At 38.9% G+C, this 21,009-nt stretch carries 19 protein-coding genes and 1 pseudogene; 15 read left to right on the top strand and 5 right to left on the bottom strand.

Going from position 1 to position 21,009, the window contains the following annotated elements:
- Positions 1-119 precede the first annotated feature (119 nt).
- Positions 120-677 (top strand): GrpB family protein, encoded by a 558-nt coding sequence (locus tag A5888_RS03070; RefSeq protein ID WP_086347775.1) that lies wholly within the window; start codon positions 120-122, stop codon positions 675-677.
- Between the two features lie 154 nt (positions 678-831).
- Entirely contained in the window at positions 832-996 is a 165-nt protein-coding gene (locus A5888_RS03065; protein WP_170924688.1) for a hypothetical protein, read from the top strand.
- Between the two features lie 142 nt (positions 997-1,138).
- Here the strand turns inward: A5888_RS03065 and A5888_RS03060 are convergent, their stop codons facing one another.
- Positions 1,139-1,951 carry a YdcF family protein gene (locus A5888_RS03060; protein ID WP_086347774.1) on the bottom strand — a complete coding sequence of 271 codons (813 nt, stop codon included), beginning with the start codon at positions 1,949-1,951 and terminating at the stop codon, positions 1,139-1,141.
- A 684-nt stretch (positions 1,952-2,635) separates the two neighbouring features.
- On the opposite strand from A5888_RS03060, the gene A5888_RS03055 reads away from it, so the two are divergent.
- A complete protein-coding gene (locus A5888_RS03055; RefSeq protein WP_339101907.1) occupies positions 2,636-4,468 on the top strand; it encodes a glycerophosphoryl diester phosphodiesterase membrane domain-containing protein in 1,833 nt (610 codons plus the stop codon).
- Positions 4,469-4,557: 89 nt separating this feature from the next.
- Here the strand turns inward: A5888_RS03055 and A5888_RS03050 are convergent, their stop codons facing one another.
- On the bottom strand, positions 4,558-4,791 hold the full coding sequence (locus A5888_RS03050) for a YtxH domain-containing protein (RefSeq protein WP_086347771.1): 234 nt from the start codon (positions 4,789-4,791) through the stop codon (positions 4,558-4,560).
- A 344-nt stretch (positions 4,792-5,135) separates the two neighbouring features.
- Between A5888_RS03050 and A5888_RS03045 the strand changes: the two genes are divergently transcribed.
- From A5888_RS03045 to fucO, 7 genes are all read left to right on the top strand, one after another.
- The gene (locus A5888_RS03045) at positions 5,136-5,609 is read left to right on the top strand and encodes a PTS sugar transporter subunit IIA (protein ID WP_170924685.1); all 474 of its coding nucleotides are present in this window, start codon (positions 5,136-5,138) and stop codon (positions 5,607-5,609) included.
- Between the two features lie 12 nt (positions 5,610-5,621).
- Positions 5,622-6,458 (top strand): rhamnulose-1-phosphate aldolase, encoded by an 837-nt coding sequence (gene rhaD, locus A5888_RS03040; RefSeq protein ID WP_086347769.1) that lies wholly within the window; start codon positions 5,622-5,624, stop codon positions 6,456-6,458.
- A 16-nt stretch (positions 6,459-6,474) separates the two neighbouring features.
- A complete protein-coding gene (locus A5888_RS03035; protein ID WP_086347768.1) occupies positions 6,475-6,768 on the top strand; it encodes a PTS sugar transporter subunit IIB in 294 nt (97 codons plus the stop codon).
- A gap of 15 nt (positions 6,769-6,783) precedes the next feature.
- Positions 6,784-8,205 carry a PTS galactitol transporter subunit IIC gene (locus A5888_RS03030; protein WP_086347767.1) on the top strand — a complete coding sequence of 474 codons (1,422 nt, stop codon included), beginning with the start codon at positions 6,784-6,786 and terminating at the stop codon, positions 8,203-8,205.
- On the top strand, positions 8,205-9,251 hold the full coding sequence (locus A5888_RS03025; RefSeq protein WP_086347766.1) for a 2-hydroxyacid dehydrogenase: 1,047 nt from the start codon (positions 8,205-8,207) through the stop codon (positions 9,249-9,251). The genes A5888_RS03030 and A5888_RS03025 overlap by 1 nt, the downstream gene beginning before the upstream one ends.
- Before the next feature lie 227 nt (positions 9,252-9,478).
- Positions 9,479-11,569, top strand: a complete 2,091-nt coding sequence (locus A5888_RS03020; RefSeq protein WP_086347765.1) for a BglG family transcription antiterminator — start codon at positions 9,479-9,481, stop codon at positions 11,567-11,569.
- A 134-nt stretch (positions 11,570-11,703) separates the two neighbouring features.
- Complete coding sequence (fucO, locus tag A5888_RS03015; protein ID WP_086347764.1) at positions 11,704-12,855, top strand: lactaldehyde reductase; 1,152 nt, start codon at positions 11,704-11,706, stop codon at positions 12,853-12,855.
- Positions 12,856-12,969: 114 nt separating this feature from the next.
- On the opposite strand, the gene A5888_RS03010 is transcribed toward fucO, so the two are convergent.
- Entirely contained in the window at positions 12,970-13,551 is a 582-nt protein-coding gene (locus tag A5888_RS03010; protein ID WP_086347763.1) for a TetR/AcrR family transcriptional regulator, read from the bottom strand.
- Between the two features lie 130 nt (positions 13,552-13,681).
- Between A5888_RS03010 and A5888_RS03005 the strand changes: the two genes are divergently transcribed.
- On the top strand, positions 13,682-14,383 hold the full coding sequence (locus tag A5888_RS03005) for an ABC transporter ATP-binding protein (RefSeq protein ID WP_086347762.1): 702 nt from the start codon (positions 13,682-13,684) through the stop codon (positions 14,381-14,383).
- A gap of 10 nt (positions 14,384-14,393) precedes the next feature.
- Positions 14,394-17,159 carry an ABC transporter permease gene (locus tag A5888_RS03000; RefSeq protein WP_086347761.1) on the top strand — a complete coding sequence of 922 codons (2,766 nt, stop codon included), beginning with the start codon at positions 14,394-14,396 and terminating at the stop codon, positions 17,157-17,159.
- Positions 17,160-17,303: 144 nt separating this feature from the next.
- Here the strand turns inward: A5888_RS03000 and A5888_RS02995 are convergent, their stop codons facing one another.
- Positions 17,304-17,951, bottom strand: a complete 648-nt coding sequence (locus A5888_RS02995; RefSeq protein ID WP_339101906.1) for a DUF998 domain-containing protein — start codon at positions 17,949-17,951, stop codon at positions 17,304-17,306.
- Between the two features lie 180 nt (positions 17,952-18,131).
- On the opposite strand from A5888_RS02995, the gene A5888_RS02990 reads away from it, so the two are divergent.
- The 3 genes from A5888_RS02990 to A5888_RS02980 all read left to right on the top strand — a co-directional run bounded on the left by A5888_RS02990 (position 18,132) and on the right by A5888_RS02980 (position 19,657).
- The gene (locus A5888_RS02990) at positions 18,132-18,386 is read left to right on the top strand and encodes a hypothetical protein (protein WP_339101905.1); all 255 of its coding nucleotides are present in this window, start codon (positions 18,132-18,134) and stop codon (positions 18,384-18,386) included.
- 319 nt (positions 18,387-18,705) lie between these two features.
- Entirely contained in the window at positions 18,706-19,104 is a 399-nt protein-coding gene (spx, locus tag A5888_RS02985; RefSeq protein WP_339101904.1) for a transcriptional regulator Spx, read from the top strand.
- Between the two features lie 385 nt (positions 19,105-19,489).
- The gene (locus tag A5888_RS02980; RefSeq protein ID WP_212647159.1) at positions 19,490-19,657 is read left to right on the top strand and encodes a hypothetical protein; all 168 of its coding nucleotides are present in this window, start codon (positions 19,490-19,492) and stop codon (positions 19,655-19,657) included.
- Between the two features lie 528 nt (positions 19,658-20,185).
- Here the strand turns inward: A5888_RS02980 and A5888_RS21470 are convergent.
- Positions 20,186-20,335 (bottom strand): annotated as a pseudogene (locus A5888_RS21470) (tyrosine-type recombinase/integrase); the annotation flags it as partial.
- Between the last annotated feature and the right edge of the window lie 674 nt (positions 20,336-21,009).

The following is a 21,009-nucleotide window of genomic DNA, read 5'->3' as shown; positions in this document are numbered from 1 at the left end:
TGAGATGACAAAATAATGCAATTATCTAGTCATGATTTTTCAATCTAGTGGGTGGGGAAGTCTACAGATATTCGAAAGTTCGATTAGGTGTTATACTAAAAAAGAGGGTGGTGAACGAGATGGGAAAAGATTTATCTGAGATGACACTGGAAGAACTTTGGCAATTATTTCCAATTTCTTTGGTAAAGGAAAAAGAAGTGTGGCAGGAGTGGTACGAAGAAATAGTGCAGGAATTATCTGTATTGCTGCCAAACGATGCCTCCTATTCAATTCACCATATTGGGAGTACGGCTATCGATGGTATCATGGCAAAAAATATTGTGGATGTGTTAGTTGAATTACCCGTTGAGCTTGAAATGACAAAAATCGCGGATATTTTGGCGACGCATGACTATAGAATCATGTCAGCTGAAAATGAGCGGATATCGTTAAATAAGGGCTATACAACCTCTGGCTTTGCAGAAAAAGTCTACCATATCCATCTGCGATTTCTCGGAGATAACGAGGAGGTCCTTTTCAGAGACTATCTCAATATTCATCCTGCTATAGCAGCAGAATATGAAGCGTTGAAAATTAGACTAAGCAAAGAATTTGAACATGACCGAGATGGCTATACGAATGCAAAAGGCGACTTTATAAAAAAGTGGACAGCTGTAGCTAAAACACAGGCTATCTAAATGAACGGATTGAAAAAAGAGGTAAGCAAAGGCTGGTCTGCTCCTATTTCAGAAGATAATAGAAAGAAAATACGTGCTGACTATTCAACGATTTTGTTGAGGTGGGAAAGTGTAAATGACGAGTTTTTGTATGCAAAAGGGGGAGAGTCAGTCAATGGCAAATAGAAATCGATTTGTGAAAAATTGGGCGCAAGCGTCCAAGGAGCTAAGGACTGGAAAGAAAGCAGCAACAAGAAAAAAAACACCAAGGGAAAAAGAAGAGGAAGCACGTAGAACGGGCTTTTTGATAGGGGCATTGAAGGAACTATTTAAGAAATAGTGCTAAGCTTCGGTCACTAAGTGACCATCAGCAACTACTTTTTATTGTTCGATGCCAATGAGTTACTATGTTGCAGGGAAATAGAAAAACACGTGAAAGGCCAGCTGTTTAAGCAAGTCGTTTACGTGTTTTTGAAATTCTATTAGGAAGAAAAATCTGGGTTTGCCACACGAACTGCATCCGGAAAATCTAGCTGGAGTTCTGAAAAGGCACGGGAGACTTCTTCTGGGATATCTACATGTGCAAGAAAGTTTTTCCCATTGGGGCCATAGCCGTTTTTATCATCAGTTAATCTGGGAATTTCACCCATAAGGAGAGAAATATAACGTTCGATTGTCCACATGCCCATAATATTTTTCTTATAAGCCAACTGTAGATGTTCACTTTTGACCCTCGCTTGATAAGCCGCATAATTGATAACAGTAGCGGAATCATTGAACTTTTTAAAGGTTGCATCCATACGCTGTTGCATAGCAGCATCCTGTATCAAGATAATTGAATCAAAAGGAATCGCTTCTTGTTCCAGTAAATCAAGAAGATAGGTGACGTTATTGCCACAATTAGTTGACCTAGTTTCCAGATAATCTGCTTCATAACCATAGTTGCTTTTCAAATACATATTAAAGAGCTCCGCTTCGGATAACTGATCTATTTGGTCTAAAACAGGCAAATACATCTGAATCTCATTGCGCAATCCATCGGTGGTATGCCCGTGCCCCCCAACAATAATATATCGCTTGGCAATCTGATTTTTGATTGCCTCTGCGAGGACATCCCCACCTGCAAGAACACTCCCGCCAAAGAGAACAAGTACATCGACTTGTTTGATCCCATATTTCAGCTCCAGTTCCTTTTTTTCAAGAGAATCCAAGTCTCTTTTTCCGCAAAAAGCACTTAAGATATTGATATTGTTTACAGTTGTCGGCTTCACGAAATCACCAGCTTTTCTCTTCATTTTCTCTATTAATAATAGCAGTTAGCGAAGGGGAAAGACAAGTAAAAATGGAGACGGCTTTTTTTAATTTGATTCAATCATTCAGTAGAAAATCAGTTAAAGTAATTTATTCTAAGAAAATTGAGGATAAAATAGGTAATTAAGAAGGAAAAAGCGGGCTCTTTTTCTTGTTTCGATATTTTCTGAACAAAATTTGAGCAAAAAAGACAATTAGCAGTTGACAAATATTCTCATTCTGATATTATGAAATTACCAACAACAACCTTTTTATTTTTCATATTACTCTTTTGAGTAATACTCCTTTTAACTATCTCTGAAAAGAGGTAGTTTTTTTTGTTTTTATAAGTGAAAATCAAGAAGCACCTTCTTCAAGCGTTTCCACCAACAAACAAAGGTGATTGTTTCTATTTTGAAGGCTATGATAGATTTCTGTCAGGGTCTTTTTTTTTAGTTAGAATACTTCTTTTTTTCTATATATCAATTTATAGTAATAAATAGGCAGGATAAATAGAGAGGGATTCATCAATAAATATTTAGTTATTTTATAGTCATTTTAGATTGAAGAAGCCTTACAGTTAGCGTACTATAGAGTTACCTAAAAATAACATATGTTTTTTAGGGACTGATACATGAAAGGGTATGTTGTTTTATGTACGGTATGCAAAATGGGGAGTGAAAGCTAAAATGAACAAACAGCTATCTGAAAGAGAAAAAGAAAAGCCGACGTTGAGGGATTTAATAAAAAAATGCTTACCACAGCTTTTTATTTTTGAATTCGTTTATAAACTATTAGTCGTACTGGTTGGAATTCCTATGATTCAAGCTTTTATTGAGCTGATGCTTGAGTTGAATGACAAAGAGATCGTTTTTAATGAAGGGATTCTCTATTTTTTTACCAGCTGGTCTGGGATAATAGGTAGTATTCTGCTTTTCGGAGTTGTGAGTGTGGGTATTTACTTTGAACTTTCTGTTGTGACCTTATTGGTTTATTATGCGTGGATTGGTAAAAATACCGATTTGGAACATGTGATGAAAGTGTCATTGACCAAGCTTCGACAACTGAAGCATATAGGTACGTTAGGGTTCGGCCTATATATGTTAGTGATTTTACCGATAGCAAGGGTGGGGATTGCTTCTTCTATATTCCCTCACTTTGTTGTTCCAAACTTCATCACTGGAGAGCTGCAAAAAACAGCAATGGGTAATGCTGCTGTTCTGATTTTTTATGGGTTAATTTTTTGTCTTGCTTGGTTATTGATTTTTTCTTTGCCTAGTTTTGTTTTGGAGAAGAGGAATTTTTTTGGTGCAGTAAAGGCGAACGGCTCTATTATAAGGCATCAGTGGAAGGCGTTAGCGGGCATAGGAATTCTTTTTTTATTGATCCATTTTATCGGAGTGTACTTGCCGGAGGTAGCGCAGGACTATCTATTTACTATTCCGGTACTTGATACAGTTTGGGATATTTTTCAATTTGTGGCAATCAATCCTACAACAATTTTTCAGTTGCTCTTATTGCTCTTGAAGGTGCTCTATCCAATCGTGCTTTATGCTTGGATTGTCTACATCTATTTGGGAACAGCTCCCCTTGTTTACATAGAAGAGGGACGGTTACCGGAAGTGGACGAACAGTTACAGAAAACCTATGACCATTCCATCAAGGTATATGGATGGTTAAAACGGAAGCTGATTTCATTGAGAGCTTGGTTAAATCAAAAAGTTTTTTATCAAAAGCATCATAAAAAAATAAAAGTCATTACGGGAATCATTGTAGTATGGTTATTTATCAATAGCATTGGCGGAGCACCACAAGAAGAACCCATCATTATTGGGCATAGAGGCAGCTTAACCGGAGTGGAAAATACGTTCGAAGCGATCGACGGAGCAATTGATGCGAAAGCAGATTATGTTGAAATCGATATTCTATTGTCGAAGGATTCCATCCCTATGGTTATTCATGATGAAAATCTCACGCGTTTAGCTGGTGTAAATAAAAACGTGTATGATTTAACAGCAAAAGAATTACAAAGCCTAACATTGTCTCAAAATGAATACGAAGGCAAAATAGCAACACTTGATGAAGTCATCAAATATACCGATAAGAAAATCAAGTTGTTGATCGAATATAAAAGTCATGGTCATGAAAAAGTAGATTTAGTGTCGCGTGTCATGGAAGTTGTTGAAGAGAATCAAGCAAAAAAAAGCTGTATTTTTCAAGCAATGGATTTTTCCTATATTAAGAAAATGAAAAAGGATTACCCGGATTACTTGATTGGTTATACAACCTATGGAAGTATCGGCGTCTTGAATACAGATAAAATCATTGATTTAGAGGTAGACTTTTTGTCGGTCGAAGAATCGATGGTTACCAAGAAGATGATTCAAGAATGTGGACGCGGCTGGGTTTCTGTCTATGTTTGGACAGTTAATGATCCACTTGCTGTCAGTAATTATGTCAATGATGGGGTGATTGGGATCATTACCGATTTACCAAAAGAGGCAAGGAAAGCCATCGAATGATTTTTTCAGGTCTAAATGGAAGCTTGTCATAAAAATGAACCGTCCAAAGGTAGAGCAATAGACTACCTTTGGACGGTTCATTTTAGAATTTAACGTAGTTCTTTCAACCCTTCTTTTATATTGTTTCTTCCTGATTTAAAGGAATGTTTTAATGAGTCACTTAACTCTTTTGTCTCTTCTTTGATTTCTTTCGCGGCTTCTCTTATTTCTTGGCGGGTTCTTTCGCGCCAGTCTGCTGGGCGAGTCATATGATTTACTCCTGCCAAGCAAATTAATCCTAATAGTGCAACACCCCAAAATAGTCTATTCTTTGATCTTCTCATTTCATTTTCCTCCATCTTGTTTTTGTGACATCTCTGAATAACTCAGTCGTTTCTGAATTTGTGAGACATGCCATATCCTCACCATTTATTCTATAGAAATTGCTATGCGCTTTCATCCATCCGCAGCCCTAAGTTATTCGTCAAATTTCTCAGACTTTAGTTGGAAATAGCCTTACAGCAAGTGATTACTACTATCATTAGAGTATGAGTGGATTCAGACATCTAGTTGACATGAGCCAAGTAAACAACGGGAAAAAAATAAAAATTGTGATGAAAGCGATAACATTTCGAGGATGGAATTTTATATACTATGGATAACAAAGGAAAGAAAGGAGGGAAAACGAATGACGATTGATGAGTATTTTAGTGAGGATTTGGCAGATATCATTGACGTAGAAGGAGGCCAGGATGAATTCTTTTCTTATATCTTTCAGAAGCTAAAGCAAAAGGATTACGTGGAAGAAAGCTTTTTCGATGCTTTGAAGGAACGAGAGAAGGACTACCCAACAGGCTTGAAAACACATTTTATGGGTGTTGCCATTCCTCATACAGATCCTCAGCATATAAAAAAACCGTTTATTTTTATTACGAAATTGAAAAAGCCCATCCAGTTTGGGCAGATGGGTTCAGTCGATGAAAAAGTAGAGGTGCATTATACCTTTGTTTTGGGCTTTGAAAAGGGAGAGCAGCAGCTGGTTTTACTGCAAAATCTGATGGCCATGTTTTCGGATGAAGGAACGATGAACCAACTATCTGAGGATGTCTCAGAAAAAGAAATGTATGCAATTGTCAAGCAATACTATATCAATAATGGATAGGAGTTTTTACTAATGGGAAAGATTCACAATATTTATGAAGCACCGTTTATTAAAGAAATGTGTGAAGCAACAAGAAATTTATGGAACAATGGTTGGGCAGAACGAAATGGCGGCAACATCAGCTATCGTTTGGATGAAGCAGAGGTACAGTTCTATCTTGACACAGACAGAGTTTTGGCTGAGGTTGATTTAGGTTTCGAAATTCCTGAACTGGCCGGAATGATTTTTCTTGTTTCAGGTTCCGGAAAATACTTTAAAAATGTTTGGCAAAATCCAGCGGATAACTTGGTCATTTTAAAAATAGACCAACAAGGGAAGAAATACCAAATTCTTTGGGGCTTGGAAACAGGCGGTGTCCCAACAAGCGAACTGGCATCTCACTTGAAATGTCATGCCGTGAGATTGAAACAAGATTCTGAACATCGTGTCATTCTTCATACGCATTCAATCGCCATTTCAGCGATGACCTTTGTCCATGAGCTTGATGAGGATACATTTACGAAATCATTATGGGAAATGATTACAGAGTGCTTGGTTGTTTTCCCAGATGGTGTGGCTGTACTGCCTTGGATGGTCGCAGGAACAGTTGAATTAGGCGAGGCTTCTGCTGAGAAGATGGAGTATTCTCGTATCGTTGTATGGCCCCATCATGGAATCATGGGCGCGGGTCAATCAATGGATGATGCCTTTGGGTTGGTTGAAACAGCGGAAAAAGCGGCGGATATTTATATGCGTGCAATTTCTACACCTACAGGCATCGTTCAGAAAATCACGGATCAGCAGCTTTGGGATTTGGCGGATCGCTTCGGTGTAGTACCAAAAGACGGCATTTTAGCACCAAGAAAATAGATAGGAGGAAGCAAAAATGAAAAGAGTTAATGTCATTTCAGTCTGTGGATCGGGAACAGTGACAAGTTCAATGGTTGCTGGAAAAGTTAAGGATTTTTTGGAGGAAAACGGCTATAGAGCAAAGACTGTGGAGGTAAATCCTGGTGGTGTAGAAGGTGAACTGGCTTCTGGTCAGTGGGATTTGATTGTTCATACAAGCCCCTTGAAAGGAAAATATGAAGTTCCTACGATCAACTCTGTCGGTTTATTGACGGGGATGGAGGAAGATGAGTTTTATGAAGAGCTGCTGGCGACAGTAAAAACATTATAAAAGGGGGAGGAAACCTTGTTAGAACTATTATCTAGTATCATGGAGTCTTTTGGAGCGGCGATCGTCGTTCCAGTTATTATTTTCTTTATTGCGCTGATCATGAAGGTAAAACCGAAAAAGGCTTTTACAGCTGCGCTGAATGCAGGGATTGGATTGACTGGTTTTAATATGATCATCGGTGCCTATTCACCAATTGTTACACCGGTTGTTCAGCGGATGGTCGAGGAAACCGGCGTGAACCTTCGCATTCTCGATACGGGTTGGCAAGCAACAAGTGTAGTGGCATATTCGACTCAAGTTGGGATGATCTTTTTAGGGTTAGGATTGGTGTTACAGCTGATTCTCTTTGTTTTGAAATATACCAACATCTTCATGCCCTCTGATTTATGGAATAACTTTTCATTTATGCTGTGGGGATCGATGCTGTATATTGCAACGGGCAATCTGTGGTTAGCAATTGGTTTGATGGTATTGTCTAATATGTACAGCCTTGTCTTTTCTGAAATCGTGGCAAAGCGTTGGTCAACCTATTATGGCTACCCGAAATGTACGATGACCGCCCCTCACCATATTTGCTCCGTTCCTTTAGCGATTGGGATGGATTGGATCTTAACGAAGCTTGGTGCGAATAAAGTACAATGGAACCCTGAAAAAATACAGGACAAGCTGGGCTTTTTGGGCGAACCAACGTCTCTGGGCTTTATGCTGGGACTGTTGCTGGGGTTTGCCGGTAACTTCATGCGTTTGAATACAATGGAAGGCTGGGGTGAAATCGTAACAGTAGGGATTGCAACGGCAGCCATTATGGCAATCTTTCCAAAAATTGCCGGGATATTTGCTTCAGCGTTCACAACTATTACAGATGCGTCAAAACGAACAGCTAAAACAGGCGGCAAGGACCGTGTCTGGTATTTGGCAATCAATGATGCTGCAGGCTATGGTGAAACAGCAACATTACTGACAGGGATGCTGTTGATGCCGATCATCTTAGTTATGGCCATCATTTTACCGGGGAATGAAACCTTACCGATGGTTGATTTGATAGCGATTCCATATATGATAGAATTGATTATCTGTGTTTCAAATGGCAATATTTTTAAATCACTGATTTCAGGAACGATTTGGTGTGTTGGCGGTCTTTATATGATCACAGCCGTTGCGCCAATCTTTACCGATGTAGCTCTGGATGTTGGTGTCAACTTGCCGGAAGGAGCGTTGCTCATTTGTAGCTTTGCTGTAATGACAAATCATATCATGGGTGGACTGTTCTTGATTTTTATGACCCAAAATCCTATTTGGATCGGTTTATCGGTTGTTGTCTATATTGTGATGTATGTCTTTGTTCGAACAAAAAGAGAAGCCATTCATGATTATTTAGAAAGACAAGCTGAGTTGGAAGCAAATGCTCAGATGACGCTAGAAGAGGAGGCAGCATAATGACAAAAGTAGTCGTTGTCGGTGACCGCTTGGTAAGCAGTGAAACATTGAAAGAAGCAGCGCAGCAATTAGAATTGGGTACAGATATCGAGGTAGTAGCATTCAATTGGCATGCAGATTTGACCAAGGATCAGTTTCAGGAGAAAATCCTGCTCATTGAAAACGGGGGACCTGAGGCAGTGGACGTCCCAGATGGTGTCGTCGAAGCGATGGAGGATGCAGAGTATCTGTTGGTGCATATCGCACCTGTTTCAAAAGAGATGTTGGAAAATGCACCAAATTTAAAGCTGATAGGTACGTGTCGCGGCGGTTTAGAGCATATTGCTGTGGAAACCGTAAAAGAAAAGAACATCCCGTTGCTCCATGTTATTCGTAATGCAGAACCAGTTGCAGATTTCACGGTCGGGTTAATTTATACAGAGACAAGAAATATTGCTCGCGGACATAAAGACGTTATGACTGGAAAATGGACAAAGGCATTCCCTAATGATTTATATAAAACCACATTGAGTAATTTAACAGTGGGTTTGATAGGGTTAGGCTATATCGGTAAGCTCGTAGTGAAACGACTAAATGCCTTGGGCGTAGAGGTTATCGCCTACGATCCATTTGTCGATCAGGAGAAAATAAAAAAAGAGGGCTTAATTGTGACCTTCAAAGAGTTGGAAGAAGTATTTGCGGAAGCAGATGTGATTTCTCTGCATATGCGGGTCACACCGGAGACAACAAACATGGTCAGTGATCATCTATTATCTTTGATGAAGCCGAGCGCATATTTGATAAATACAGCGAGAGCTGCCGTATTAGATAAAAACGCACTGATCAAGGCTCTAAAGGAAAAAAGAATTGCCGGTGCCGCCTTAGATGTAATATGGAAAGAACCGATCCAAAAGGATGATCCTTTATTACAGCTAGATAATGTGACTCTCACCCCACATATAGCAGGCGACACGATCGATGCAATTCCAAAATCTCCATATTTGTTACGAGACGTGATCAATGCGTATTTTAAACTTGGCATAAGTGATATGCTGATTAAATTATAACGAATCAGTAAGAAAAAAGAAAGAACCTTGTGACTATGAGAAAGAATATTTCTTGTAGTCTGCTTGGTTTTTCAAGTAGGAATGCAAAAGCTTTATACCGTTGAGAAAGGAATGGCATTTTTTAACTGTCTCTTTTCATACTGACAACAGTTGAAACGAATCACTATCGATAAAATGTAGAAGCTAGATAACTGTTTCACTGATTTTCTAAAAAAAGGAGCTTGACTATGGATTCAATGATGAAACAAGTGATTGAGCGGGTATTGCAGGGTAACGATGTTTCTTCCCGTCGTTTGATGGATGAGCTGGGTTTGAGTAAAAGCCAACTGGATTATCGAGTGAAAAAAATCAATGATCATCTGAGTGAAAAGCAGCTGCCGTTGATAAAAAAAGAAAATCATCGCTACCTGCTGGTATTAAGCCGAGAGCAGAAGCGATCTATCTTAGAAAACAGGGCATCCTTGCCCCGTCTTCAAAGCGATGAGCGGCAGCAGTATATCGTTTTTTTGATTATTTTATATGAGAACATGACCTTGGGAAATCTAGCTGACAAACTGAGTGTGAGTCGAAATACTATTTTAGCTGATATGAAAATCGTGAATAGCTGGTTGCCCGAACGAGGCTTAAAGATGAAGTCAACACGAACAAAAGGGTATTTTTTGGTTGGACAGGAAATCAACATTCGCAAGTTATGGTTGTATCTGGTAAAAGGAGAAATTGAAAAAGAATACTCGCTGTCTGTGTTCAAGACTTTGCTGACAATTGACACACAACTATTGCACACGATCCACCAAAGAATTGCGCAGCTTGAAAATAAGCTTCAGTTGTTTTTCTCAGAAATGAAGATCGCCTATCTCAGCATGATTATTTACCTATCTATCCAGCGATTTTCTTTAAACGAGTCCATTGATACGGCGACGATCGATCGGTATGGAAAGCTGCTGAATCAAGAGACATACAGCGTCGTTTCAGATTTGTTTGCCGAGCTTTATGCAACTGGAAAACAAGTGAGATGCAATCAAGAGCTACGCTTTATCACCATGCATATTTTAAGCATCAATGTTGTGAAACGAACGTCTTTTAGGAAGGATGAGGCCCTCCAACAAGCGATAAAAACAAGCATCGATCGATTTGAAAAATCAAGCATTACTTTTTTTGAAAATAAACAGGAATTGTGTGATATCCTCTATCAGCATATTGTACCGGCAAGTTATCGGATTCGCTTTGGTGTTCCTGATGAGAACGAGCTTTCTTGTTCGATCCAAAAAGAATATCAAGAATTTTACTCTATTGTAAAGAAGGCAGTGCAACCAATCGAGCAGCATCTGACTATTGAATTCATGGAGGAAGAGTTGGCCTATCTCTTAATTATTTTTCTAAGCTTTTTAAAGGGAGATAAGTTTCATGAGCAGGAGAAAAAAACGGCTGTTGTGGTTTGTATGCATGGCGTTTCAGTTTCACGGCTCTTACTGGAAAATTTGAAGGAGCTATTACCGGAAATCTGTTTTATTCGCTATCTCTCATTACGAGAGTTTTATGAGTTTGACCCAAAAGTAGACATCATTTTTTCGACAGTTGCTGTAGATACGGATATTCCTTCCTTCTTTATCAAGCATTTTCTGACAGAAGAGGAAAAGCAGCTGCTGAAATATAAAGTAGAGACGGAGATTTTTGGCCGCCAGACGTATCTTGGGTCAGGAAATCAAGTCAGTATGGATAAGCTAGTTGCAGTCATTGAAAGGCATGCAACGGTTCACTCGCAACTGTTGTTGAAGGAGGAGCTGGAGCAACTGTTTTTCCAAGAAAAAGAAGGACAGCTAACGAATCTTTTTAAAGAAAAAACGGACTTAGTTCCTCTTTTGCCGCAACAGCATATTCAGATTTATAACCAGCCGCTACTCTTTGCAGAAGCGATTCGTTTATGTGGGAAACCGTTACTTCAAAATGGTTTTATCAACGAAAAATATTTGGAAACGATTATTCAAAACTACGATCCTGAATACCCGTATTTTGTCATTGCCCCAGAGGTAGCGATTCCACATGCAGCACCGGAAGACGGTGTCTATAAGCTCGGGATGTCGTTACTGAGAGTGAAACAGCCTATTCCTTTTTCGACTAAATTATCTGTCCGCATTTTGGTCATGATTGCACCTAAGGATAAAAAAAGCCATTTAAATGCAGTAACTTCCTTATACAATTTAGTCAACGACCAAACATTCAGAGAGCAGCTGTTAACAGTGAAATATGAACAGGAAATATATGAGTTGTTTTATAAAGCATTAATGGGAAGTGAGGGAACAACCCCCTTAGTCAACTAGTTTTTTGTCGAAAGAGCAAGTAGATTTGAAAGAGCGCTGATAGGGAAGAGTCAATTTTTTGTCTGATGGAATAACTCTGTTTATTCAATTGGTATTGGTTACAGTGAAATAATAATGAAGAAAGAGGTTTATACATGGCAAACAGAATGGTATTAAACGAAACATCTTATTTTGGTAAAGGAGCAATTGCTGAGATTACAGGAGAGTTCAAGAAACGCGGCTTTAAAAAGGCAATCGTGATCACGGACAAGGACTTGATTAAATTTGATGTAGCGACGAAGGTCACAGCTTTATTAGACGAAGCTGGAATTGAATATAGTACTTATGATGGTATCGTGCCAAATCCAACGATCAAAAACGTAACAGACGGTGTTGCGGCAGTCAAAGAGGCCGGAGCAGATTGTATTATTGCGATTGGTGGAGGTTCACCGATCGATACAGCAAAAGCCATTGGAATCATTGTGACAAATCCTGAGTTTGCGGATGTCCGTAGTCTGGAAGGCGTAGCAGAGACGAAAAATCCCTGTCTGCCGATTCTCGCAGTCCCAACCACTTCAGGGACCGCAGCAGAAGTAACGATCAATTATGTGATCACAGATGAAGAAAACCATCGTAAATTCGTGTGTGTTGACCCTCATGATATCCCGATTGTGGCTTTCGTAGATAGCGACATGATGATGGGGATGCCCAAAGCCTTGGCTGCAGCAACAGGAATGGATGCGATGACGCATGCAATCGAAGGCTTCATTACCAAGGGAGCGTGGGAAATGACCGATACGCTGCATATCAAAGCAATTGAAATCATTGGTCGTTCCTTGAGAGCCTCTGTAAATGGCGATCAAACAGGAAGAGAAGATATGGCATTAGGCCAATATATCGCTGGAATGGGCTTCTCAAATGTCGGCTTAGGCTTAGTTCATGGCATGGCACATCCACTGAGTGCGTGGTACAACATTCCTCATGGCGTGGCCTGTGCGTCGCTGTTGCCAACAGTCATGAAATTCAACAAGGACTTTACTGGTGAGAAATACCGTGAGATTGCGTTTGCGTTAGGCTTGGAAGGTGCAGAAACGATGAGCATCGAAGCGGTACGTGATGCAGCGTGTGAAGCGATCGACCAGCTAAGCAAAGATGTCGGCATTCCGGCAACGATTTCAGAGCTGGGGGTAAAAGCAGAAGACCTGTCACAAATCGCAGAGGATGCGTTCAAGGATGTATGTTCTCCGGGGAATCCACGTGATGCGTCAGTAGAAGAGATCATTGCCTTGTATCAAAGTTTGATGTAGTACAACAAAAAAACCAGATATACCGGAGCTTCTCAAACGTAAGTGTTTCGAGAAACAACGTGTGTATCTGGTTTTCTGCTTAGTTCAATTTAATGAACCCAACAAAAGCGGGATCTACTTTAGCAACGTAATCGGTGACAGCTGTTTTGTCTGATTGATGATTTTCGCGATTTCTTCAGGAGATTCTTTCGCATCTCGTTCGATCCACAATAAAATCACTGAAACAATGCTGGATAAGAGGATTTCGTGAGCGTATACTTTTGGTAAGCCTTCATGATCACAGCTTAAAAAATCAGCTTTTTTGATTTTATCTTTGATGGTTTCTTCAACTAAGTCTTTGAAGGTATCGATGAATTTCTTATCGCCACCCTTACCGATCAATGCTTTGATCAGCTCAAATTCTGTTAAAACATAATTCAGCGCTTCCAATATCGCTTCGTAAGGGATCAGCTCCATCGGATCGTCCGTGTTCCCATGTTTATTGAAGATTCCTCGTAAGTGAGAAAGAATATCTGTCTCAACTTTGCCAAGAAGGTCGTATTTATCAAGGTAATGTAAATAGAAGGTCCCTCTATTGATTCCAGCGGTTCTCGTGATATCACTTACAGTCAACCCTTCAATTCCCTTTTCCGACAGTAGTTGCGTAAATGCTTTTTTTATTAATGCCTTTGTCTCTGTGTTTCTTAGGCTGGGCATGGTGTCACTCCCTTTCTGTGGCAATTAAATGAACAGACTTCGAAAAACTGTTTATTGAATTCTTTCTGCATTCATTCTACAATATTCCTATATTTAAATCAACGCGTTGTTCATTTAAGGAGGAAAGGCTATGTCATATATAGAAATGATCGAAAGCTACAAGCGTTATCAAGTCGGTGATACAATTGTCACTGCAAATAATGGGGTGACGTTTGCTATTGAAAAGGGCGAACTAGTCGTAATATTAGGCGCTTCGGGTGCTGGAAAATCCACTGTATTGAATATTCTTGGTGGAATGGATACAAATGATGGGGGAACAGTTCTGATTGATGGGCAGAAAATTTCTGACTACTCATCGAAGGAACGAATCGCTTACCGACGAACAGATGTAGGCTTCATCTTTCAATTTTATAATTTGGTCACAAACTTGACCTCAAAAGAAAATGTGGAGTTAGCTTCTGAAATCGTTGAAGAGGCATTGGATGCGGAAGAAACATTGAAAGAAGTCGGACTTGGTGAACGTATCAATAATTTTCCGGCACAGCTCTCAGGTGGTGAGCAGCAACGTGTTGCAATTGCTCGTGCTGTAGCGAAGAACCCGAAGCTATTATTGTGTGACGAACCAACAGGGGCTTTGGATTATGAAACCGGCAAGCAGGTGCTGCAAATTCTACAGGATATGAGCAGAAAAAAAGGGGCAACAGTGGTTATTGTTACCCATAATGCAGCGATTGCGCCGATTGCAGATCGAGTGATTCATATGCATGATGGTCAAGCGAAAACGATAGAGGTCAATACACATCCTGAGCTGATCGAGAATATTGAATGGTAGGTGGCAGAGTATGAAGAAGAAACAGCTATGGAAAGATATCCGACGATCGATTGCAGGCTCTTATGGGCGATTTTTATCTATTTTTAGTTTGATGCTGCTAGGGGCATTTGCCTTTGTAGGATTGAAAGTGACCGGGCCGGATATGCGGACGACTGCAGAAAATTTCTATGCAGAGAACCAGTTGGCCTTTCTGACAGTTACGTCAACATGGGGGTTAGATGAAGAGGATCAAGAGACCTTGAAGAAGGCAGAACAGCTGGATGAGATAGAGTTTGGCTATTTGAAAGATGTTGTTGTGAAAAATACAGATACAAGCTTTCGAATTTTCTCTGCTCCCAAAAATTTGTCAAAATATGAAGTTGTAGAAGGAGAGCTGCCTTCTCGAGATGATGAGATCGCTGTGGATTATCAACAACAGAAAGATTATAAGCTTGGTGATGAGATCCATTTCTCGGAAGAAAAAAATGCAGATGATGAAACCATTTTGAAACAAGAAACATTCAAAATCACTGGATTTGTCAAATCCAGTGAACTCATCGATAAGACTTCCATTGGTCAAACGACTGTCGGTCGAGGGCAGTTGGACAGCTATGGGGTTGTTCTCCCAGAAGTATTCGATTCAGAGCTGTTCATGATCGCCAGACTATCCTTTACAGATATGCAAAAAATAGATGCCTACAGTGATGACTATAATGAAATTAGTGGAAGGCACAAGGAAGATATTGAGCAGCTCACAGCCAACCGTCCCTCACAACGGTTGACGGATCTGAAAACTGAAAAGCAGAAATTGATCGACAACAGCTACCAAGAAATCACTGATGTAAAGAATGAGCTGTTGGAGGCTGAAACAAAGCTTGTAGAGGCACGTGAGCAAATTGATGCAGCAAAAGAGCAGCTTACAGAAAGTGAAAGCAGCCTCAGCCTTGGCATACCGGAACTGCAACAGCAATATGCGAATTTTAGTCAAGAAATTGCCTCTCAAGAAGCAACGTATAATGAGCAATTGGCTGCGTTTAATAAGAAAAAATCTGAGGCTGAAACAGAAATCGCAGATGGAGAAAAGGAGCTTTCTGATCGACAAGCAGACTTGGAAGATTTGGCGGCACCTGTGTATACGGTTAATGATCGTAAGGAAAATCCAGGGTACAAGCAATATTTAGAAAATTCACAGCGGATCGATATTCTGTCGAATGTGTTTCCTGTCTTTCTATTTGCGATAGCTGCTTTAGTCAGTTTAACAACAATGACTCGGTTTGTGGATGAACAGCGGATTAATATGGGGACGCTAAAAGCATTAGGTTACAGCAACCGAGACATCAAGAAAAAATTTGTTGTATATGGACTAATTCCAAGCAGTCTAGGTGCAATAGCAGGGACCTTATTGGGTCATACATTATTGCCAATCGTTATTTTCAATGCGTATGCTGCGACATCTACATTTTCTGAAATCATGTTGCTCTTTTCCTTGAAATATACAGTGCTTGCGGTCTTGACAGCAGTCATATGTACCGTTGTTCCAGCGTATTTGCTTGCTACAGGAGAGCTAAAGGAACGAACAGCAAGTCTGCTTTTACCTAAACCACCAAAAGCCGGTGCCCGGATTCTATTAGAGCGAATCAAGCCGATTTGGAACAGAATGAGCTTTACTTATAAAGTAACAGCGCGTAACCTGTTTCGCTATAAAAAAAGAATGTTTATGACGATCATCGGTGTTGCTGGCTGTACGGCATTACTGATTACTGGCTTCGGGATTAGAGATTCATTATCAGGCATCGTTGATAAGCAGTTTGGCGAAGTAATCAATTATGATTTGATTACTATATACGATGAAGAAGAAGATATTGACCAGAAATTATCGGAGAAAAAGATTGCTGAGAAAATGGAATCGGCGGATGTTCGATATGAAGAAGTCTCTGTCGTTGCAGGAGAGAACGATGATAAGCAGTCTATTACCTTGCTTGCTTCGGACAATCCGGACAACTTTTCCAAGTTCGTAAAATTGAGAGAGCGTACAACCGAAAAAACAATATCGCTGTCTAATAAAGGTGTAATACTTTCTGAAAAACTTGCGAAATTGCTTGATGTCGAGCGTGGCGATTCAGTTATTGTTCAGGACGACGAGCAAATCAACAGGGAATTTCTTGTTTCAGATATATCTGAGATGTACATGGGCCATTATATTTTTATGGGTAGTACCGCTTATGCTGAGGCTTTCGAAAGGGAGCTGAACACGAATGGAAAGCTGATGACATTGGATGATCGCTCGGCATCTAACAGTGATCAGATGGCAACTGAGCTAATGGATATTGACGGTGTGAAAGGCGTGGTTCAATCCAAAGAATTGAGTGGAAAAATTGCTGCAGTTATGGATGGCTTGAATAGTGTGATTGTTGTATTGATCGTTTGTGCAATTCTGTTGGCGGTAGTGGTTATATATAACCTAACCAACATCAATGTATCTGAACGAATCAGAGAGCTTTCTACCATCAAGGTTCTGGGATTCTATGATAAAGAGGTCACTTTGTATATTTATAGAGAGACGATTATTCTATCAATTTTTGGCACCTTGGTAGGCTATGTGTTGGGGTTCTTTTTACACAGCTTTATCATGGTTTCTCTCCCACCAGACGAAGCTATGTTTAATCCGGAGCTGATGGGCATGAACTTTATTCTTTCGGCAGTGATTACGCTAGCTATCACGTTTATTATCATGGGTGTGATGCATCGTAAAATCAAATCTGTCAACATGCTGGATGCTTTGAAATCTATTGATTAAACTAGAATAGACAGCGACGTCATTAATAAAGGCGTCGCTGTCTTTTAATTTTTAATAAGGCAAGAGTGTTCAATAACCATCCTATAATCGAACTACCAAAAAATCATCTGAGGTTATATTGAATTAATAAAAAAGAAGGCTTTTTCACCGATTCTCGATTCTAGTGAAAAGGCCTTCTAATGCAACAAAAAGGAAGGGTAAATAGAGAAAAAGTAAATTGCCTCTTTGCCATAAGCCGCGATAAGGCACATGAACCTGATTAAGTATAGGGATCTTTGGGAGTGCAAAAAGCAACATAAATAATAATGAGATAATGAAAATAATTGGAATGATCGTTACCATAAAATGCTTATTTTCTAAGGAATATAGCCTAAATAGTAACGCAGTTCCTATCAGTAACGCCACAAAGCCTATTCCGGAAGCATAGTTGTGAATCATACCTTCGATATCTATCTCGGAATGGTTGGTTGATTGATCGAACAGACCCGTGATAATACAATCTCCAATACCGAAAGCCGCAATCATAATAGATAACCATTTAGCTAATGGTCTAGAAGTTTGCTTGAAACGCTGATAAAAGCTAGGGATTGCCAGCAAGAAAAGAACCCCATTAATGCTCACCCAAATCTTAAAAGCCAGCTTCACAGGGCTGCCGTCTTCTCCAAAAGAACTGATTAACATAGTAAAGGAGTCGTAATTTAGATAAAAGCTACCTAAAATAAAAGGAAGGATCAACTCACTTAGAATTGCCAGTACCATAAAATAAAAGCCGTATTTTTTTAGAAATGTCATAATTGTTGCCTCTTTTCTAACTAGTCGTGTTTATTGTAATATGGTTTTGCGATTTTCACACGTGAAAGGATTCTTATATGAGAGATATTTTCTTTTAAGCTACCTAAGAAAAAAGGGGATGCAGTGTCAGTAAAAAAATTGCTATAATAGAATGATAGATTAATTGATGGAGGAAAAGTGGTGAAAGAAAAGAAGTTGTGGTTTTCGTTGATAGGTGTATTGGTCCTTGGTAAGCTGACATACGGATTAATTTCTTTTGGTTACAGCATCTATTGGGGAGGTGCCTTGGCTGGAACTTATGAGTATGGGCTTCCTTTATTATTTGTTGGCTGGATTCCCTTAGTTATAGGAATCGGGTTGATTCCAGTTACCATCGTCTGGTTAGTTCTGATTATTCGTAAGATTATAAAATCACATTATTATCAATCGCGATAAAAAATGAATTTGAATTATTTTGCACAAGCTATTTTTGCTTGTGCTTTTTTGTAAGCTCTGATGGAAAAAAGTAGGAAAAAAATATAAGATACTGGCTTTGAAAGGAATAACGTAAGAGAAAATGAAAGTGAGAGAAGTTGCTAGAAAGAAATCAGCTTGAATTTTTCTATGATTAAAATTATATTTCAAATATTAAGTTAGGAAAATATTTAATTTAAATTATTTTTTCACAAAAAGGAATGTAAAACAAATCTTTTGCTTGGATTATGAAAAAAGGATAGAATTTATAATGAAATATGAAATCTAAGGAGAGATAGTTATGATCAAAGTGTACACTTCCCCAAGCAGTACATCATCAAGAAAAGCAAAGAAATGGTTTGCTTCGCATCAAATTCCGTTCAAAGAAAAGAATTTTTTCAATGAGGCGCTTACGGATAATGAATTAAGGAAGATGCTTCAAATGACTGAAAATGGGACGGAGGATATCCTTTCAAAACGTTCGAATATTTACCGAGATTACGAGGATAAAATCAGTCAATTATCTATAAGTGAGTTGATTGAGCTGATCAAAGAAGAGCCATCAATTTTGAGACGTCCAATCATTTTGGATGATTACCGGATGCAGGTTGGATTCAACGAAGACGAAATTCGTGTGTTCCTACCTAAAAATGTTAGGAAACAGGAACTCACACACGCCTTGTTACTGACAGGATTATAAAATTAAAGAAATAAAGGAGGCTGCTGAGGCCTTCTTTTTTACTATTTTTTTTGAAAAATTTTTACTTTTTCGTGTTGGTATTCGTAATCTATATAATCAGCGAGAACGATACTTGCTGTTTTTGAGTGAAAGCATGGAGGGACGAGTAATTTCTGCTATAATTTTATGTGAAAAGGAAACAATGAGATGTTTTTTTATGAAGGAAAGAGGGGACACTACTTATTCAGAGTACGAGATGAGAATCGTTGAAGCAGGAATAGAGGCAATCTAAAAAGTACTTGAGCATGGGACTTCAAAGGAGAAGAAACGCCTTCTTTTTTGCTTAGATAGATACTTAGATCCGTGGTTTGGATATAGGTTAGCTTATAAAAAAGACATAAATAGCTTGTTGGAAGAGGTTATACTGGCGTCAAATAGCTTGGTGGTGAAAGAATCAGCACTTCAATTATTAACAGATTATGGCGTCGATAGCTTTGACAAATTGAAGGAAGGATTTGAAGAAATCGAACCGGAAATTAGAGCCGAAGTGAATTACTTGCTGGAAATGCCTTGATAAAACAGCCCACTATGAAATATAAGGTGAAAAATTGGTTGGAGTAGCTCAGAACAGTTGAGGAACGGGAGCAATAAAAAGACCAACCCGTTCAGGCTGGTCTATGCTTTAACGATGCGACACTCTTGCATACGCATAACTGTGTTTTCTGTTCAGTGTAATGGCTGTAATAGCTGCGATTGAAATGAGGGAACCAGCAGTAAGTAGTACTTTCATTGGCAATCATCCTTTCTGATTTAAGAGAGTTAACTTTGTTAAGAGTAACTATATGATAAACCCTATAAAAAAATAGGGGATACGTGGACGGTAAACTTATTCATGGTTTATAAGACTTTAGAATAACTGTAAGATTAGACTTTCAGTTTATCTGTATTTACCTCAAATCAATTATTTTTGGGCAATATTTTGGGCATGATACATATTTCCCATGACTTCTTCTGAAACATGATTTCCCTTCTCGTTAAGTTCTTTTGTTAGTTGAGAGTATATATTTGCTGTCGTTTCCATTGTTGCATGTCCTAAGCGTTTAGAAACGTAGAATAGGTTTGTATCATATAAAAGCAGTAAACTGCCATGAGTGTGTCTTAAACCATGAAAAGTGAGATCTCTATCTATACCGGCACGCTTAAGCGCTTTTTTTAATGCCTTATTTGCTGCATTTGAAGAGATGGGTGTCAAAGAGCTGTCCGTAAAAATGAGTTTGTTAAGCGGTTTGACTTAAGGTATTCTTTCAATAATCTCATTGTTTCTGAATGGATTGATAGAGTACGAATGCTAGATTCAGTTTTAGTAGTTGAAAAACTTTTTGAATGCTTATAATCCCAAGTTTTTCCAATTCTCTGTCAATCCAAATACTCTATTACTCGTATTGTGATGCTGAGAAACGTTCTGTGTGCTAGATAGGCATGGCACTGAATTACTCAGATAAGAACATTGAGAAAATGAAAGCTATTGCCTTGATTGAATTCGCTGAGGCGTACAAGAAAGGAAATCGCTGTTATTATGATAGTATGGAAAAGTTTAAACATCACGGGAGATCGCACAAAACAAGAAAAGCTCTTTCGATGTTTAACTTACGTCGCTCGCAGATTGAAAATAAACTTATTCCAGAAGGGAGGGCCATCATCCTTCCTTGTTTAAACTACACTTTTACAACAGTCTGTGATCGGTATTGTTCTATTCTCGCAATAATAATATGGTTATTTATAAATAATTGTAGATTATTGATTTATATTAATGTATTCTTGTAATATAATAATTACAAGGAGCTGGGAAGAATGGATGTTTTTTTAAGTTGGTCAATGTTACTTATAGATACATAAAAGAGGACAGCTAAAGTAAGTAAAAATAAA

The organism is Enterococcus sp. 9E7_DIV0242 (assembly GCF_002140975.2).
Lineage (GTDB): Bacteria > Bacillota > Bacilli > Lactobacillales > Enterococcaceae > Enterococcus_L > Enterococcus_L clewellii.
Note: the sequence above shows the minus strand (reverse complement) of the source record. Positions and strands in the feature narration are given on the sequence as shown.

What these genes read in the sequence shown, in the direction of transcription:
- A5888_RS03070 (WP_086347775.1), top strand. Translation starts at nt 120, where the DNA reads ATGGGAAAAGATTTATCTGAGATGACACTGGAAGAACTTTGGCAATTA.
- A5888_RS03065 (WP_170924688.1), top strand. Translation starts at nt 832, where the DNA reads ATGGCAAATAGAAATCGATTTGTGAAAAATTGGGCGCAAGCGTCCAAG.
- A5888_RS03060 (WP_086347774.1), bottom strand. Translation starts at nt 1,951, where the DNA reads ATGAAGAGAAAAGCTGGTGATTTCGTGAAGCCGACAACTGTAAACAAT.
- A5888_RS03055 (WP_339101907.1), top strand. Translation starts at nt 2,636, where the DNA reads ATGAACAAACAGCTATCTGAAAGAGAAAAAGAAAAGCCGACGTTGAGG.
- A5888_RS03050 (WP_086347771.1), bottom strand. Translation starts at nt 4,791, where the DNA reads ATGAGAAGATCAAAGAATAGACTATTTTGGGGTGTTGCACTATTAGGA.
- A5888_RS03045 (WP_170924685.1), top strand. Translation starts at nt 5,136, where the DNA reads ATGACGATTGATGAGTATTTTAGTGAGGATTTGGCAGATATCATTGAC.
- rhaD (WP_086347769.1), top strand. Translation starts at nt 5,622, where the DNA reads ATGGGAAAGATTCACAATATTTATGAAGCACCGTTTATTAAAGAAATG.
- A5888_RS03035 (WP_086347768.1), top strand. Translation starts at nt 6,475, where the DNA reads ATGAAAAGAGTTAATGTCATTTCAGTCTGTGGATCGGGAACAGTGACA.
- A5888_RS03025 (WP_086347766.1), top strand. Translation starts at nt 8,205, where the DNA reads ATGACAAAAGTAGTCGTTGTCGGTGACCGCTTGGTAAGCAGTGAAACA.
- A5888_RS03020 (WP_086347765.1), top strand. Translation starts at nt 9,479, where the DNA reads ATGGATTCAATGATGAAACAAGTGATTGAGCGGGTATTGCAGGGTAAC.
- fucO (WP_086347764.1), top strand. Translation starts at nt 11,704, where the DNA reads ATGGCAAACAGAATGGTATTAAACGAAACATCTTATTTTGGTAAAGGA.
- A5888_RS03010 (WP_086347763.1), bottom strand. Translation starts at nt 13,551, where the DNA reads ATGCCCAGCCTAAGAAACACAGAGACAAAGGCATTAATAAAAAAAGCA.
- A5888_RS03005 (WP_086347762.1), top strand. Translation starts at nt 13,682, where the DNA reads ATGTCATATATAGAAATGATCGAAAGCTACAAGCGTTATCAAGTCGGT.
- A5888_RS03000 (WP_086347761.1), top strand. Translation starts at nt 14,394, where the DNA reads ATGAAGAAGAAACAGCTATGGAAAGATATCCGACGATCGATTGCAGGC.
- A5888_RS02995 (WP_339101906.1), bottom strand. Translation starts at nt 17,951, where the DNA reads ATGACATTTCTAAAAAAATACGGCTTTTATTTTATGGTACTGGCAATT.
- spx (WP_339101904.1), top strand. Translation starts at nt 18,706, where the DNA reads ATGATCAAAGTGTACACTTCCCCAAGCAGTACATCATCAAGAAAAGCA.